At 49.9% G+C, this 16,651-nt stretch carries 13 protein-coding genes; 1 reads left to right on the plus strand and 12 read right to left on the minus strand.

Going from position 1 to position 16,651, the window contains the following annotated elements:
- Positions 1 to 10: 10 nt before the first annotated feature.
- The 12 genes from JNUCC32_RS10425 to JNUCC32_RS10480 all read right to left on the minus strand — a co-directional run bounded on the left by JNUCC32_RS10425 (position 11) and on the right by JNUCC32_RS10480 (position 15,208).
- Positions 11 to 865 carry a protein phosphatase 2C domain-containing protein gene (locus JNUCC32_RS10425; protein WP_192571944.1) on the minus strand — a complete coding sequence of 285 codons (855 nt, stop codon included), beginning with the start codon at positions 863 to 865 and terminating at the stop codon, positions 11 to 13.
- Between the two features lie 47 nt (positions 866 to 912).
- The gene (locus tag JNUCC32_RS10430) at positions 913 to 1,650 is read right to left on the minus strand and encodes a DUF4184 family protein (RefSeq protein ID WP_192571945.1); all 738 of its coding nucleotides are present in this window, start codon (positions 1,648 to 1,650) and stop codon (positions 913 to 915) included.
- A gap of 132 nt (positions 1,651 to 1,782) precedes the next feature.
- The gene (locus JNUCC32_RS10435) at positions 1,783 to 2,775 is read right to left on the minus strand and encodes an MsnO8 family LLM class oxidoreductase (protein ID WP_192571946.1); all 993 of its coding nucleotides are present in this window, start codon (positions 2,773 to 2,775) and stop codon (positions 1,783 to 1,785) included.
- Positions 2,776 to 2,801: 26 nt separating this feature from the next.
- Entirely contained in the window at positions 2,802 to 3,284 is a 483-nt protein-coding gene (locus JNUCC32_RS10440) for an RrF2 family transcriptional regulator (RefSeq protein WP_192571947.1), read from the minus strand.
- 335 nt (positions 3,285 to 3,619) lie between these two features.
- Positions 3,620 to 4,270: a response regulator transcription factor gene (locus JNUCC32_RS10445; RefSeq protein ID WP_192571948.1), complete on the minus strand. Its 651-nt coding sequence runs from the start codon at positions 4,268 to 4,270 to the stop codon at positions 3,620 to 3,622.
- Positions 4,271 to 4,276: 6 nt separating this feature from the next.
- Positions 4,277 to 7,324 (minus strand): ATP-binding protein, encoded by a 3,048-nt coding sequence (locus JNUCC32_RS10450; RefSeq protein WP_228468991.1) that lies wholly within the window; start codon positions 7,322 to 7,324, stop codon positions 4,277 to 4,279.
- Between the two features lie 94 nt (positions 7,325 to 7,418).
- The gene (locus tag JNUCC32_RS10455) at positions 7,419 to 8,048 is read right to left on the minus strand and encodes a hypothetical protein (RefSeq protein WP_192571950.1); all 630 of its coding nucleotides are present in this window, start codon (positions 8,046 to 8,048) and stop codon (positions 7,419 to 7,421) included.
- A 270-nt stretch (positions 8,049 to 8,318) separates the two neighbouring features.
- Complete coding sequence (locus tag JNUCC32_RS10460) at positions 8,319 to 9,191, minus strand: sugar phosphate isomerase/epimerase family protein (RefSeq protein ID WP_192571951.1); 873 nt, start codon at positions 9,189 to 9,191, stop codon at positions 8,319 to 8,321.
- A 15-nt stretch (positions 9,192 to 9,206) separates the two neighbouring features.
- Complete coding sequence (locus JNUCC32_RS10465; RefSeq protein WP_192571952.1) at positions 9,207 to 10,877, minus strand: ABC transporter substrate-binding protein; 1,671 nt, start codon at positions 10,875 to 10,877, stop codon at positions 9,207 to 9,209.
- 31 nt (positions 10,878 to 10,908) lie between these two features.
- Positions 10,909 to 11,805 carry a carbohydrate ABC transporter permease gene (locus JNUCC32_RS10470; RefSeq protein WP_009590217.1) on the minus strand — a complete coding sequence of 299 codons (897 nt, stop codon included), beginning with the start codon at positions 11,803 to 11,805 and terminating at the stop codon, positions 10,909 to 10,911.
- Between the two features lie 17 nt (positions 11,806 to 11,822).
- Positions 11,823 to 12,695, minus strand: a complete 873-nt coding sequence (locus JNUCC32_RS10475) for an ABC transporter permease (protein WP_192571953.1) — start codon at positions 12,693 to 12,695, stop codon at positions 11,823 to 11,825.
- Positions 12,696 to 12,892: 197 nt separating this feature from the next.
- Entirely contained in the window at positions 12,893 to 15,208 is a 2,316-nt protein-coding gene (locus JNUCC32_RS10480) for a helix-turn-helix domain-containing protein (RefSeq protein ID WP_192571954.1), read from the minus strand.
- Between the two features lie 308 nt (positions 15,209 to 15,516).
- On the opposite strand from JNUCC32_RS10480, the gene JNUCC32_RS10485 reads away from it, so the two are divergent.
- Positions 15,517 to 16,623, plus strand: coding sequence for a glycosyltransferase family protein (locus tag JNUCC32_RS10485; RefSeq protein WP_192571955.1), 1,107 nt, complete (start codon positions 15,517 to 15,519; stop codon positions 16,621 to 16,623).
- Positions 16,624 to 16,651 lie beyond the last annotated feature (28 nt).

Below are 16,651 nucleotides of genomic sequence, written 5' to 3' on the forward strand. Positions count from 1 at the left end.
CTTAGAGCAACTATAGGTCGTTAAAATGAATCACCATGCCCGTCTTGTCATCGGATTTCTTGAATCTTGCATGGGTTAAACATTCCGGGTCAGCCTCTTCGATATCCTGTAATTCATGCGTATACTGCTCAAGGCCTTTTAACAGTATACGCTGCGCGATGTAGTCCCAATAGGATCGATCACTCGGCACGTCGTTCACAGGCCAGAATAAACCATCCGTTAATAGAATCAGGTGGGCTAATCGGGATCTATTGATTTTTCCGTATTCGAGAAAATCAACGGCACGGGGATCCCCGTTCAAGACGCCGTAGCCTCCATTCACGTTGCTCTTAAAGCGGTTCTCCCTAATGATATCTATTACCGTGCCGAGGAGTTCTTCTTGACGGGTCAGTCCCTGATTCACGCCTTCCTCCCATTTCGCGATGGCTGGAGTTTCCAAATGAGCGACTTGTCTCCAGGTTAACGGCCGAACCTCCCCTTCCTGGTACACGGCAAGGATCATGCAGTCACCGGTCTGCAGGAATTCCACCCGTTCCTCCTGAATTCGTACGAGAGCAAGAGCCGTTCCCCAGAGCCCGTCTTTTTTCTCCATATCGATATGGGCTTGCTGCATGAGTTCTCTTAACTTATCGTTTGCTGCCGCAGTATGCTCCGCAAGCTGTTCCACTTGATCCAGTGATTCAAAAAAGTTCTTCACCGCTTGAGCGGCAAGGTACCCTCCCGTTTCCTTCTTGTCGCTGAGGTAGGGAACCACGGAGGATACCCCGTCTAACACGCCGTACAACCCGGCCTGCTCATGAATCATAAGTGCATCTTCATTTAAGAAATGGATCCCCTTAAGGGTGTACTGCTCAATGGTTACCATAAATTGGCCCCTCCTACAGAATGATTCTGGTTTATTTGCTGGATTCGTTATTTTCGCCTGGCCGTATTCCAAAATAGGAGACAAGTTACAAGCAGTGCGAGCAGAAAGCTGCTAATGGCCGGGACGACAAGCTGCAATACGTAGGACAGTCCCCGCCCTTCTACAACCGTCATCATGGCCGCGAACATGGCAAGGATATAGACCGTAACGAATACGCACCAGAAGGTTATAACCGGATGCGCATGCGCTCTTTTCGTGGGCGATACGTACAAATGACGGTGAATCCACCATGCGGTCATGACCAAGCCAAATAAGGTGCTGCCGTGTTGGCCTAATTTGTACACCGGAATTTGTAAGGCGCCGATATGCAGCATTTCCGAAAGAAGCGGAATCTGATTGACGATCCATGCACCCTTGTGCGTGAACTGATCCCAGAGCAGATGCGTGCCAACGCCTGCCAGTCCTAAGAGGATTACGGCCAGCCACCCTATGGGGGAGACTGGAAGTTCGCCATCCCGCTGCCAGCGGTACGGGAACCAAGAAGGTAAATAGACGTGCAGAACCGGGCGTATGACCTTCTCAAACACAACGTACAGCAGCAATATCATCGGGAGATTGAATAAGAGAATACCCGGACCCTCATGCCCCCATACGCCAGCCGCCCGAAAACGGATGAAATATTCAAAATCCGGCGCCATGCACCCGATAATGAGCGCGGACACCGGTAATGACTTCTTCTTCCACCACGGCATCGTGATGACGGGATGCGCGAATGTAAAAGGCATAATCTCTCCTAACTGTTGATTTTATGTATAAACGATTTTTTACTATTCTAGCATCAACACGCTTCTAAGGGATACGATATTTTCATCAATCGAAAAAGGACAGGCTTCCGCCTGCCCTCTCAAAACCATGATTTACAGCAGTTCACGTGCGAGCAGGCGATACACCTCCAGCCGCTTTTCCTGCGAATGCGGAATGCTGCATATCATCGCTTCCTGGAATCCGTAGTGCGCTTGCTCTTCCTGTAAGCGGGCCGCGATGTCTTTTACCGCTCCCACCAGATGAATTTTGCGCCCTTCCTGGATAGCCATCCGGTCAATTTCCGTTAAAGATACATTCTGAGCCTCTTCGGGTGTCATCACCTGCGTAATTCGGCCCTTGCTCATCATCAGCCGGAAAATATCCTGCGGCAGCGCTTCATACTCCGCTTCTTCCATTGTTTCCGCTGTCGTTACCATATAGGATACGTTAATTTCAGGCTTCTCCATGAACGGGGATGGTTGGAAGTTATCACGGTAATGGTCCAATATGTCTATGCTCATCGCTCCGTTAAAGAACTGTGCGAAGGAGTAACCGACCCCCATCTGTGCCGCTTGCAGCGCACTGTTGCCGCTAGAGCCGAGCAGCCACACTTCAGGCAGGGCGACTCCCGTAGGCGCAGCGGCATTCGTGGCATACAGTTCATCTTCCGGCACCTGGTCGCGAAGAAGCTGCATGGTGACGGAGAGCTTGTCATACATGTTATGAAGCATCAGCTGCCGCCCTTCGGACAGAGCGTACATGGCACTCGTATCGCCGCCTGGCGCTCGCCCTACGCCGAAATCAATCCTTCCGGGCGTAAATGCGCTTAACGTCTTAAATACTTCCGCGAGTTTCAGTGGAGAGTAATGCATCATCATGACGCCGCCGGTGCCGATGCGTATCCGATCGGTTTTTGCCGCAAGCCGGGCGGCCGTCACTTCAGGGGCGGAGCTGGCAAACGTATGTCCTCCATGATGCTCGGCCATCCACATTCTGCTGTATCCCAATCCATCGGCCAGAACAGCCAGCTCTTCGGCTTTCATCAATGCGCTTTCCGCCGTGTTGCCGCTGGTGACGGGTGCTTGATCCAGTACGCTTAATCTCATATGATATCTTCCCTTCTTCGATTCGATTAGATGACCATTTTGCTGCTGATCCATTCCTCCAAGGCGCTAACCTTGTCCTTAAAGCGTTCTCCGCGCATTTCCTCCGACAACGAAGCGATGGTCTCTCGCTTTAATACAGCTTTCCAGGAAGACTCGGCTTCTTCCATCAAATCGGATAGCAGGCAGCAGCTCTCTTCTTTTTGCAGGTCGAGCATGTCTACGAGAATTCCGTGGGACGAGTATAGGGACTGCTGTCCTTCCACCGCGAGGTAAACGTCGTATACACGGATATCCTCAGGTTTCTTCCTTAATCTGAATCCGCCCTTGATGCCGGGGACGGACGTGATTAGATCAGCGGTTACCAGCTTTCTCAACAATTTCTGAAAATAGGTCACGGAAGTTCCCAGCTGCTGGCTAATCGCTTCCCCGGGCAGCACCGCCCTGTCCGGCAGCATGTTGAGCAGAACCAGGGCATATACGGACTGTTCCACGCCGGTTTTCATATGCATAAACAGCACCTCGTTTTACGGTATGGATTTGGTTTAAAATGCTATTCATATTTAAAGCGGATAATGAATATCCACGTTATATCATATATCAGGCGGGTTGAAATGTAAAACCTAATGTTTGCGTTCATCTCATATAAAATGCTGAACGGGATCGTGTTGCTGGCATGACCCAGTTCAGCAACGTTTGGATATGACCGAATCATGACTAATGCATGACAGGTGTATGGCTTTTATATGACAGAAGTAACTGTTTCGATAGACTGCCAAACCCTATACTCATGGAAACACATGACAAAAAAACACCGCTCTCATTGAAAGCGGTGTTCTTCCCTTAGTCAATCCGGATCCCTTAGTGCCTGCTTGAGCAGCGGAATCACCTTGGTCCGGTCATTCATGCCGATTTTCTCATAGATGACGCTGATGTAGTTGCGAACCGTACCTTCCGTGATATATAACATATCGGCGATCTCGCGGTTGTTCTTATATTCCGTCATCAGCTTTGCAATTTGCAATTCCCTGGGGGTCAGATTATAGTTCTGCACCGGAAACTGTGGAACTCCTGTCGTTCTTAATCGGGCCGCCAACTTTGCTGCCACCTTCGAAGGGAGCATCAGCTCGCCACGAATCGCCTCGCGGATCGAGGCGATGATTTTATGGGACGTAAAGTCTTTAAGCAAATATCCGGATGCTCCTTTGGCCAGTGCCTCTATAATGAAATCCTCTTCGGTGAACGTCGTGAGGATCAGCACGATCGTATCCGGATTAGACTGCTTAATCTGGTGCGTTGCCGCAATTCCGTTCATTACCGGCATTTCGATGTCCATTAACACAAGCTGAGGACGCAGCTGCTCCACCAGCTCGCAAGCGGTCTGCCCATTGTCCGTCGTAGCAACGACCTCCATTTCGGGCTCCATATTGATAATGGTCTCTAGGCCTTCACGGACAATGGTTTGATCCTCTGCAATGAGTATGCTTATGCTTGACATTTCTGATCACTCCTTAAGCGCGGAACGGGGCATGGTGAGTAATAACACACAGCCTGCTCCATCCTTCGTGCTGACCTGGAAGGTGCCACCCCTTCGCCGGGTCGTTTGCCGCATCATGGTCAATCCGAATCCAAGCCGTTCGGACGTAAAGGGCAGTCCGTTATTTTCGAGCGTAAACTGGATAGCGTCTTCTGTCTCGATCAACTCAAACCGGAAAAACGTGCATTGGCCGTGACGAATACCGTTCGTGATTCCCTCCTGCAAGGCATGGCGGATCAACTTCTCGGCCTCCGGCTCAAGACTTCCGTCGGAGACTTCAATCTTATGCTCCACGCTGACTTCCGCATATTGCTGGGAGTCGTTAATGATTTGCAGCAAGGAGTCCCGGAACGTTGCTGAAGCAGCCGCTTCCTCGGCAAGCATATGCACGGATTTCCGCATTTCATGAAGCCCTTTGCGGAGCAGGTCGGACGCATGCTTCAATTTCTCCGTCGATTCCGGTGCGTTCTGCGAAGACATTTTCAGACCGAGCTCTAACTGAACGACGCTGGCTGTTAGAATATGTCCTACGTGATCGTGAATATCGCCGGCAATTCGGTTCCGCTCGGCGAGCACGGATATCTCCGACAATGCTCTGGCCCGTTCTTCCAAAGAATGCTCAAGCTCAATGGTCCTCGCCTCCACTTCGCGTTCCAGCGTTGCATTCCAGCGTGCCAGTTGGAGATGCAGTTCAAGGCGTGCCAACAGCTCCTGCTTGTCGACGGGTTTCGCAAGATAATCATTACCGCCGTGTTCAAAACCGGCAACCAAATCCGTCATTTGACTTTTTGCGCTGAGGAAGATGACAGGCAATTCGCCAGAATTGTAATGCCTGCGTATTTCTTCACCTAATTGGAGTCCCGATACGTACGGCATCATGACATCGAGAAGCGCAATGTCCGGTTTGTATCCATTCTGGATCCATTCCAGGGCCTCTTGTCCGCTGCATGTCGACCTGAGTGAATATTTTCCCGCCAGGAACTGCAAGAGTACCTGGACGTTAATCGGATCGTCATCCACGATGAGCACCGAAGGCAGTAGTTTATTGGAGTGGGCTGCCTCCCGCTCAGGCTCAACGATCTCCCAATGTGGGAATGACTCTGCCGGAATGTAATCTGCGACGGGCAGAGGAGGGCTCTTCGGCTTTCCTTCGCCAACCATGGGGAGCGTAAAGCTGAACGTTGAGCCTTCTCCAACACCGGAGGTTACTCCAATCCTTCCGCCATGCAGTTCGACTAGCTTCTTAGTAATCGAGAGCCCGATCCCCGTACCGCCTTGTTGAGATCGATCCAGAGGATTAATTTGCTCGAATGATTCAAAAATACGGTCCAGATCAGCTTCTGCGATGCCGATTCCGCTATCGGTTATCTGAACCGAAACTTGTCCTTGCAGCCTCTTTGCCGTGACGGTAACCGTCCCGGTTTCCGTGTAAGCGATCGCATTTCCTATTAAATTATGCAATATTTGCTGCAACCGATTCTCGTCGGCCATCACGTACATATCGTCCGGCAATTGATGGGATAGTCGAAGCCCTTTCTTCTCGGCTAATGGGTTGAGCACTTGAAGGGTCAGCTCGACGGCCAGACGCAAGTTAACCGTCACGAGGACCAAACCGATTTCCTGGTGCTTGAGCTTTGAGAAATCCAATATATCGTTGACCAAATGGGCAAGCCGCTGGCCGCTGACCTTCATGAGCCGCAAAAGATCGATGACAGGCGATGGCAGTTTGCCGGAACTTCCGTCAATCAATGCATCGGCCAGACCGATAATGCCATGGAGCGGAGTACGCAGCTCATGCGAAGTTTTCGCCAAAAATTCATCCTTCAGTTTATCTAATGTCAACAAACGCTCCGACAAACGCTCCACTTGGGAAAATGCCCGTGAGAATTTCATGGACAGCAATAATGCCTGCAATAATACAAACCCCAGCACACCGTACTGCAGCAACGCTGGCGTTGTAAAGACTCCATTACGGTTTAAGGTATCATTGACCGCCGTCAGGAAAATCAGGGTAAATCCGAGTATGAGGAGGATAGCTCCTTCTTGTCGTTGCCTTGCTACCCGGATGGATGCATAAACGGCATAGAGAACAAGCCCGATGGAATAGACCTGAAATGGGATCAGGGAATAATCGTACACCCGGATATCTGTTGTAAGCACCAGTAAGGTCAAGAATATCGTGAAAAACTGCGTCAACCGACATACCTTGCGGGATAGAAATTGAGGAAACAAGTGATATATATATGAGATCAAAAATAATTCGCCGACGTAAATCGTTAAATACGATACTTTTGCAAACCAAACCCATGAGAACGCTGGGAATATTTCCAGTATAAATCTCGAACCCACCAGCATCGTTCGAACTGCCATGCACATACAGAATAATCCGAAATACAGCGGAGTAACGTCGTTGCGCCTGAGCACGTACAAGATGACATGATACACAGCGATCACCAGCAATGAACCGATGACGAGACTGTCTCTTACAAGCTCTACCGACTTCTCCTGCTGCAGCTGTTTGGCGTCTCCAAGCTCAAAGGCGTTATTAATCCCGCCCTTGGGATACGTAAAATTGGCGACCTGAACCAGAAGCGTCAATCGTCCGTCCGAGTCCGGCTTAACGGGTACGACTACAGACGGACCGTACTTCGGAATGGATGCCTCGTGCGTAGATTCTGGTTTACCGGCCGATGCCGCCAGGGTATCGTTGACCCATAGGGCGTATGACGAATAGATGTTACGCAGCTTGAGTGCAATCGGCTCTTCAGAATCAAGCCCGCTAATCGTCAAACGATACGTTGCATATCCGTCGGCTGGAAGCTTCCTGCCGTTCAACGAATAATTCGTCCAATACTCAGGCATATCGACGTATGCACTTACGGCAGGAAAGCTCCCTTGTTTCAGATCGTCCGGATCCAGCAGTTGGTTCCAATAAAATGCCCACTTTCCGTTCAACGCAATGGAGCCGTCTGTGCCGAAATCCCATCCTTCCAGCTGAAGCTCACCGTTCTGCACGCTCAAGGACGACTTCGCAGTTGCAATATCCGAATGGCCGGCTAAAGATAGGATCAGGTAAAAAAAAACAGGGCAGCCGCGTGTTTACGCCATCTCATGCGAGAATGGACGCAACATCGATATAAATTTCATCGCCTAACCGGGCATTCCCCAGCAGGCGAAGATGTCGCTTGGATGTAAAATCTTTGGGTTCGTAACTGTTGGGTGCTTTAGCGGGGGACAACAGCTTTAGTTGGATATAGGTTTCCGCTACAAGTTTGCTGCAGAAGAAGTCGCGGAACGAAGTAGTGATGCCGAACTTGCCCTCGATGATCTCCCAATACATCTGTTTTTTATCCGGAAACACGGCATCATGCACCTGCTCGATAAAATGATCCAGCAGCTCGTACATTTCCGGTGTTCGATCGGCATGCAAATGACGAATCGCAAACATCGTATCGTAATGGTTGCTGACATCGGTTGACAATCGATCGCGTAACTTCACGAGCTGAGGACCTGATTTCTTGATATGTAACCACGTATCCTCCAGATTATCGAGCGACGTGGATTCCCATAACAGCACTTCATCGTTCGGAGCGCGTACGACCATCGCAACATGTGACCACGGACAATGTTCCAGCGCTTCAATTCGAAGACTTCCCTTGGCTACACCATGAGCGAGCAGAAGATCTCCGGTCTGCAGCTTAGGTTCAATCTCGTTATAAGGAACGGTGGTTTGGTTCATATTATCCCCCTTGGCTGGTGAAATTCACCATGAATTTTGGTCCTTCAGTTTAATACTAAACGCAACCCATAAATTGTCAATCACTGAAATTGGGCTTTGGCATCGTCTTTGTCCCTTCCCGAATCCATTTTTAGTAGATATAGGTGATTATCGGTTCGTACAGAGCTGTTTTCGGTTATCGATTTGCGCAAACAGGCCTGCCCGGATTTGCTCCAAGTCAGGCCTGTGTATTTTAATGGTTTTCGTTTACATATTCTGGCGCTTCTCCTGTCACGCTTCCTCCCATAACCGCTTCAGATTGTCCAAACCCAATCGGGTTCCTTCCCTGCACTCCTCCATGCCCTCGAATTCCAGCGTAATATCCCCGTCATAACCGGATTCTTTAATGAGTCGAAGGATTCGCCGCACATCCAGATCCCCCTGCCCGAAGATGGAGCCTCGTAGGTAATTGCCATGGGAGGTTCTGAACCACTTCCCCCCGCCCGGATCCTGATCAAACGGACGATAATAGAAGTCTTTCACGTGGACGAGCGAGGCCAGCGGCAAATTGCGTTTCACGCCGACCAGCGGCTGCTCGTCAACGCATAGAAAGTTGCCGATATCCAAGGTCGTCTTGAAGTTCGGACGGTCGACTGCCTGCAGCACGCGCTGTACCCGGTCGCTTGCCTGCACGCTCACGCCATGGTTCTCGATTGTGGTCGTGATGCCGTAGCGGGCTGCGTAATCCGCGATTTGACGGCAGCCTTCCACGATCATGTCCAAATGGGTTTCCACGTAATCGATGCCCATCTTCTCCGGCGGCAGCGTGAACGCCGTTACGTCATGCCGCATATGCTTCATTCCCAGACGGTTGACCGTATCCACGTGGCGCTTGATCCGTTCGACCTCCGCATCGAAGTCGTCCCTGCTCTCCTGGACGAAATTAGCGGGCATGGAATAATTGGATAATGCGATGCCGGCTTCGGCCGCCCGCTCACGCACCGCGTCGGCAAGTCCGGGATTGTCCTCCAGCGTAAATCCATAGGGCACGATCTCCATGTGCTGTCCGCCGTTCTCCGCGATCCAATCCACCACATCCAGCACCGTCATCTCGCCTGCACGGATAGCCGGCAGCAAGCTGTAGGTGCTCACACCAACCCTCATTGCATGATTCCTCCTTTATTTGCTTCTTCCATCGTAAGCTTCCTGATAGATTTCCAGGTAGCGGGCTACATTCATGGCCTCCAGCTGCTTCACGTAGCCGTCCCAGTCTTTATCCAGATCGGCATCGCCAATCACGAAGCGTGCCATCATTTCATCCACGTAATCGTTGATCGTTTTGGACAGATCCGCTACCTCGGACGCCTGCTCGTTTGTCAAAAACAGCGGCGGAACGGTGCTGACATCGGTTGGTTTGTAAGGTTCGTATTTATTTTTCGTCTCGTTGTACAATACGACTTCCAGATCGTCGTCTCCTTTGGCAACGGCGCTCAGGCGGAAATCATTTGTCCGCAAACTCGGGCCGGTTTGTATCCAGGCAATATTTTGCACCGTACCGTATGATTTTAGCTCAGACCAGACCGCAGGCTCCCCGTTGATGCCGACCTCTCCGTCCTTCGCTTCCCTCCATTCCTGGTCCGGACGGCCATAGACGCTGCGCAGCGTATGCTCCCGTTCGTACAGGCCATCTGCCCAGCGCAGGGCAAGCTCAGGATGCTTGGCCTTTTTCGTGATGACGAATGCACCCGGGTTCAATCCGGTGGAATCGAGAGCCGCATAGCGAACGCCGTTCGGTCCTTTGAGCGGCGGCACCGTCTTATATTCCAACCATCTGCCGCTTTCGCCGAGGAGTTGGGTAAATATACCCTGGTGGCCGCCGGTTGAAGCACCCAGAATGACCGTATCGGGATTCTCCCCGATCTGGATCAGCTGATTGTCATCCTGCGTGAATGACTCCGGAGCGAGCAGTCCCTCGGCATACAGCTTGTTCATATACCGCAACCCTTCCCTCCACTCCGGTTTGTTGAAGGCGACGTCGAGCTTGTCGTCTTTTATGAATATATGCTTGTAACTTGAGCCGTAAACCGGATTATAAATGAAAGAATTCAACAGGAACGCATCGATGGAGGAGCTCCAGGATTTCGGTGAGATCGACAGCGGAATCTCATCTTGGATTCCGTTTCCGTTCGGGTCCTGTTCTTTGAAGGCCTTCAGCACCTCGTACAGCTCATCGGTGGTTTCCGGCATCTTCAGATTGAGTTTCTTCAGCCAAGGCTCATAAATCCACATTTTCTGGCTCATGGAGCAGTGATAGCATTCATTCACTTCCGGAAGCGCATAGATATTGCCGTCCAGCGCGGTAATCGTGGATTGGATTTCCGGATTATCCTGGAACAATTTCTTGGTGTTCGGCCCCTGCTTCTCGATCAAATCATTCAACGGGAGAAAGGCGCCCTGCGAGCCGTAAATCATCTGCTGCGCCGGCGATATGTTCAATCCCAGGATGACATCGGGATAGTCCTCGCTGGCAAGAACGAGATTCAGCTTCTCCTGCATGCTCTGCTCCGGAACGACCTCCCACTCGATGTGCACATTCGTTTTCTCTTCGTACCATTTGGTGAAATCGTTCGTTTCGAAATTCTCGACCAGCGGATTTCCCCGCACCATCACCTTCAAAGTGGTTTTCTCTTGAACCAGCGGATAGGTTCCCGGTTCGGATAATGCGATTGCCTCGGTACCCTTATTTTGTGCTTCATCCGCGCCTTTCGGGCCCTGAGACCCTGTACAGCCTGCAAGAAGGATACTGAATGCGGTGATAGCACCCATGATAACCCGCGTTCTTTTTCTCATAACGTCCCGCCCTCCTGAAATAATGGATGTATTATCCTTTTAACGAACCGATCATGACCCCTTTGACAAAAAACTTCTGCAGGAACGGATAAACGATCAGCAGTGGAACCGATGTCACCACGATCAGCGAATATTTCAGCAGCTCCCGCAGCCCTTGCCGGGCCGCCGCGGTTTTGGCGTCTCCGAGCATTTCGATATTGACCTCGTTCTGCACCAGAATATCGCGGAGCACCAGCTGCAGCGGGTACAAATCCGCGCTTTTTAAATAGATCATGGCGTTGAAATATTGGTTCCAGTGGCCGACGGCATAGAATAAAGCGATGACGGCCAGGATGGGACCCGAAAGCGGCAGCACGATGCGCCATAGGAACCGGAAATCCGTACATCCGTCCAGCTGTGATGCCTCCAGCAATTCTGTAGGGATTGTCGTCTGGAAGTAGGTCCGCATGATGATGACGTTCCACACCGACAGCGCGCCGGGAATGAGCATCGACCATACCGTGTCAATCATGCCGAGATCCTTCACCAGCAGATAGGTCGGTATCAGTCCCCCATTAAACAGCATCGTGAACACGAACAGCAGCATGAACAGGCCGCGCCCCCGAAAATCTTTGCGTGATAGCGGGTAAGCCGCCATAACGGACAGAATGAGATTAATCGAGGTGCCTGCCAGCGTATAGAACAGCGTGTTCATGAAGCCTTTTGCAACCATCGTGTTTTTGAACACCGCACGGTACCCCTCGAGCGTCGGTTCGACGGGCCACAGCCATACCTTTCCCGATAAAACCGCGCTGCTGGAACTGAACGAAGCACTGACTACATAAATCAACGGATATAACACAACGATTAAGAAAACGGATAAAATGACGTAGTTCACCACCGTAAAAACGCGGTCCGAGCCGGATTCCTTCATGGCAGGTGATTGCATTACATATCCTCCTTTCCTTACCAAAGACTTTCCTGCTTCAGCTTTTTGGCCGTCTGATTCACGATCAGCAGCAGCACGAAGCCGATGATCGCTTTAAACAAGCCAATCGCCGTGGCATAAGAGAAATTCATCGCTTGGGATACCAGTCCAACCTTGTACACATACGTGTCGATGACCTCGGAAGATCGCAAATTCAGCGCATTCTGCATTAACAGGATTTTCTCGAAGCCGGTCTCCAGCATTTGACCCGTATTCAGAATGAGCAGAATGATGGCGATGGGCATAATGCCCGGCAGGTCAATATGGCGCATCCGCTGCATCTTCGAAGCGCCGTCGATGACGGCTGCTTCATGGAGTGCCGGATCAATGCCTGAAAGCGTTGCCAAAAAGATGATGCAGGAAAACCCGACGTTCTGCCAAATATGGGACCACACGTAGATCGACTGAAACCAGGAGGCCTCGGCCATGAAATGATAGGGACCTGCGCCGAACCAGCCGAGCATCGTGTTGATGAGCCCCGTTCTCGGGTCCATAAACTGCAGCATCAAGCCCACCAATACGACCAGAGAGATGAAATAAGGCGCGTATGTAACCATCTGGACGGTGTTCTTGAAACGCCGGTTTCTTACATAATTCAAACCGAGCGCGAGCAGAATGGGAAACGGAAAACTGGCTATCAGCGTGTACAAGCTAATGGAGAACGTATTCTTAAGCAAACGCCAAAATTCATGCGATTGGAAGAAACGTTCGAACTGGGCAAATCCGACCCATGGACTGCCACTGATTCCTTTTGTGACGTTGAACTCTTTAAACGCAATCTGCGCGCCGTACATCGGCACATACTTGAATATGATGATGTACAATAACGGGAGCAAAAAAAGCGCGTACAATTGCCAGCTGCGGATGATACTCTTCCAGCCACTCAGCAGTTACCACTCCAATCTTCAATGGGATTCGTCCCGATCCGGTCCGTGATTGGAGTATATACAGCCGGCTTGTTCCGCGTAAATCTTCATGTTCCTGTCGACTATTCAGAATTTTAGAATGGGCTGTTATTCATCAATCCGGCAGTACGCATCTCTTTAGATTAAGCATAATCTCCGGCCCGGTGAAGGCGTCTGTACTCGGTGGCGCTTATCCCGTTTACGCGTTTAAACGCCCGGCTGAAGGTGTTGAGTGACAAATAGCCGCAAGCTGCAGCGATGTCGCTGACCGGCTTGTCGCTAGTCGCCAACTCCCGCTTAGCCTCATCCATGCGGAGCTTCTCAAGATACTCCGAGAAATTCAAGCCCGTCTGCTCCTTGAAGAAGTACGATACATAAGCTTCGGAAGTGTGGGTTTCCCGGGCGAGCGCGGATAAACTCAGATCGCTCTCCCCATAGTGCTTCTCGATATAGCTCAGCAGCCGGTTCGTTAAATGAGCATTATGGCTCTTCTTCCTCTCCTCGTTCTTCTGACAGAGGCGAACGAAAGCGGCATAAAGAATATTCATGCCTTCAGCAGGGGATAACTCGGGATTTAACGCTCGGATGACGGCATCCGTTTCCTCCGTTCGGTGGCTTCCATCATTCCCTGTCTGTTCGTTGCACTTCATCAGGGTACCGCTAAGCTCCTGGACAAGGAGCTTCTCGACGGCCATCGGCATTTGCCGATCCGACCTGTTCTTCTCTTTGATCTGCCGAAAAAGCTGCTTTGTCTCATCCAGATTGCCGGCTTTCACGAGCTGGATTAACCGCATCTCTTCGTCTGCCGGGTAATAATAGGAAAAGGCCGGCATTACCATCTCGGCATGATAGAAAATAGGAGACTTCTCGCTCCATCCCGCATGATGCAGGACAAACTTGGCCTCCCCGTAGGAACGATACAGCTCGGCAATATTGGACCGGAACTCGCCTACAGCCATGTACAGGCCCGTGCCGGAAATTCCAATCAAATGCTCATGGATCGACTGTAGATGTGCACGCATTTGCATCGTGAATTCCTCTTTGTCCGCTGCCGTTCCAGACAAGACCAGAACCAATTGATTTTCTCCAAAGTCATGCAGCAGCGCCCCTTCTCCGCATAATGATTGAATCCGGTCGCGGATGTTGATTTTGACAATATCGAGCTCCATCAGCATTTCTTCCATGAATGGCTCGTGGTATCCTCGAATATGAAGAAGCGCCACCGCATGGTGAGATCCCCTGAGCTGAACCTGCGCGTGTTCCATGGCAGCCTCCAGCTCCTGCATCGACGTGAAGCTCCCTTTCAGAAGACGATCAACCAGAACGTTTCGCAGCATCGGAATCTGCTCTTCCAACCGCTCCTTCAGCGAATCATGGCTTTCAACCAGCTCGGATACGGAATGGCCGATATAATCAACGGCGTTACGCGAAGCAGTTTGAGCTGCTTCCGATCGCGTTGAAGGCAGCAGCTGAAGGATTTTGAGGAGCGGCCTGCTGCTTCGATATGCCAAATAACCGGCTACGCCTAACCCCAGCAGCAGAGCTGTAATGAAGATGGTTAACGTCAACTGCTTGATATAATATACCTTTTGGAGCACCACGGATTTAGGCTGGGCGGATACATAGCTCCAGCCGTTGTATTCGGATGTGGATTGAGTCACAAGCATCTCCTGTTCATCCCATCGGATATGGGTATCGCCACTTTTTATGGGAAGCGCTTTCATGAAATCCTGTTCTTTCAATCCGATGGAGCTGATCAAGTTTCCGTTAGCATCCGCTATATAGGCAAAGCCCTCTTGTTCCGGATCGACTTTGCGGAGCATGTCCTGGATCTGCCTATTGTTAATCAGGACCGTAACAACCCCGCTGCTGCTTTTGTTCCCGAAGGATTGCATATAACTCACGACGGAGTATGGTTTGCCTTCATAAACAACCGAATGTCCCGGCGTATACGTTTTATAATGATACTGCCCGAACAATGCTTGCCTCCATTCGCTTAACGATTGGCCTTCATAACGCAGCAGCAAACGATAATACTGGTCTGACGTATACACTTTGCGGGGAGAGATGACCATGCTGCTGTTCTTGTACGCGATGTAATAATCCACAATGAAATGATTAAACAGTTTGTAGTTAAACAAGCTCTTTTCCAAATCCCACAAACGGTATGGGCCTGTGCCGGCAAATGGTTCTTTCTCGAATTGAAAAGATTGGATCTTGGATTCGCTCGACATCTGCCGTGCGATGTTCTCGATTTCGGCAAATCGCTGATCCAGCGCTTCCTGAATTTGCTGCAGTGCCGCAGAGGTGCTCTTTACCGTCTCGTTTTCAATCAGCTCCGAGGTTTTCCCATAAGCAAACCATCCAACCAATAGGGAGCCTACCAGAATGACGGCATACGGTATAAAAAATCGAAACAACAGCCCTGCCTTCTCTCCCGAAACGGATTTCACCGGCATTTTCCCCCTTTCTTCCCTTCAGATATGATCCAATATATCAAAGATTGATGCGCGTAGTCAGTAGACCAAAAGGCACTGATTTCCCCCCTAGTAAGCGTCCGTAAACGCAAAAAGACCCGCCTATGCAGATCAGATTTCGACCATTCGGTTTCACCCCGTACTTCCTAGCTTCGTCATATCCTATATCCGAACGCTGGGATTTATATGGATAACCGCCTTTTTACGTCATGTGCAGTACATCTGCACTATAGCAAACGTCATGCTCAGACATAAAATAACCAGATCATGTATGGCACAGGAGGAAAAGAATGCGGAAAGGATTTAACAATTACCGGAGAAAACTGAAGCGTATTCCATCTCGTAGATTGCGGCTTCATCGAAAAACTCAACGATATATTCGTAAAGCCATCATCCAAATGATGTCAAATATACAACATTCATTGAATCCCAAAGCCCAGATCGGTCGGAAATCGGCTGATCCGATTGTCGTTAATCAGAAATCGAATCATTCTGTTGTTGAAACAAAAAAAATTAGCGTTTTAATTGTGTCTTCATTGCAAGGAGAGTCGTTTTGGCGAACGGAACAATTCATATCGGATCAATTCCATCGCTTAGTCAAAGAGGTTGTTTCAATCAAAGCTTATCCAGGCTTTACTAACCTCCTGTCTCAATATAACCCTGATTTATTGTTGTTTATTGGTCATGATGTACCGCCTGAAGATTTAAACATAATTAATACAATTCCTTTAAAAACGGCAATCTGGTTATCGGATGAACCGGGAGCTTCCGATTCGCTCAAACCAGTCGTTAGCGCATTCGATTATGTCTTTACCCAAAATACGTCCCATATCCCGTTCTACTGGTATGGCTCAGGGTGTAAGCAGGTCGTTCATCTGCCCTTTGCAGCAGACCCAACCATTTATTTTCCTAAGTCTGTCCCAGACGAATATCAATCGGACGTCCTTATTATTGGCGATGCAGGCGCGGCCGACCAAGAGTATTTTCAAGGGATACAGCTCTTGCTGAATAATAAGAAGGTTCGTATTTCAGGAAAAGGATGGGAAAATGAAGCCATGGTTACCCCCATTCCTCCAGATGCAGAATTATCATATTTTTATAATGGTGCTGATATCATCATCAATTGGAGTTCTTCGAGCCGCCCTGCGTTCGATGCTTCTGCCTGCGGCGCTTTTCAATTAATAAAGGATCATCCGCATATATATGGATTTATGCGTCCCGGCGAGAATCTAATTGCCTTCCATACACCCGACGAACTTCAAGAAAAACTCAACCATTACATGGTTCATGTAGATCAAAAAAGACAAGTAGCCACCAATTCTCTATGGGGAAGCAAATACGAGTATTCCTGTCTTCAACTCGTGTCAAAACTTCTTCATGTCGTAGTGCACAATTAACAATGAATTCGCACAACTTGACATGATA

It is taken from the genome of Paenibacillus sp. JNUCC32 (genome assembly GCF_014863545.1).
GTDB classification, from domain to species: domain Bacteria; phylum Bacillota; class Bacilli; order Paenibacillales; family Paenibacillaceae; genus Paenibacillus_AQ; species Paenibacillus_AQ lautus_A.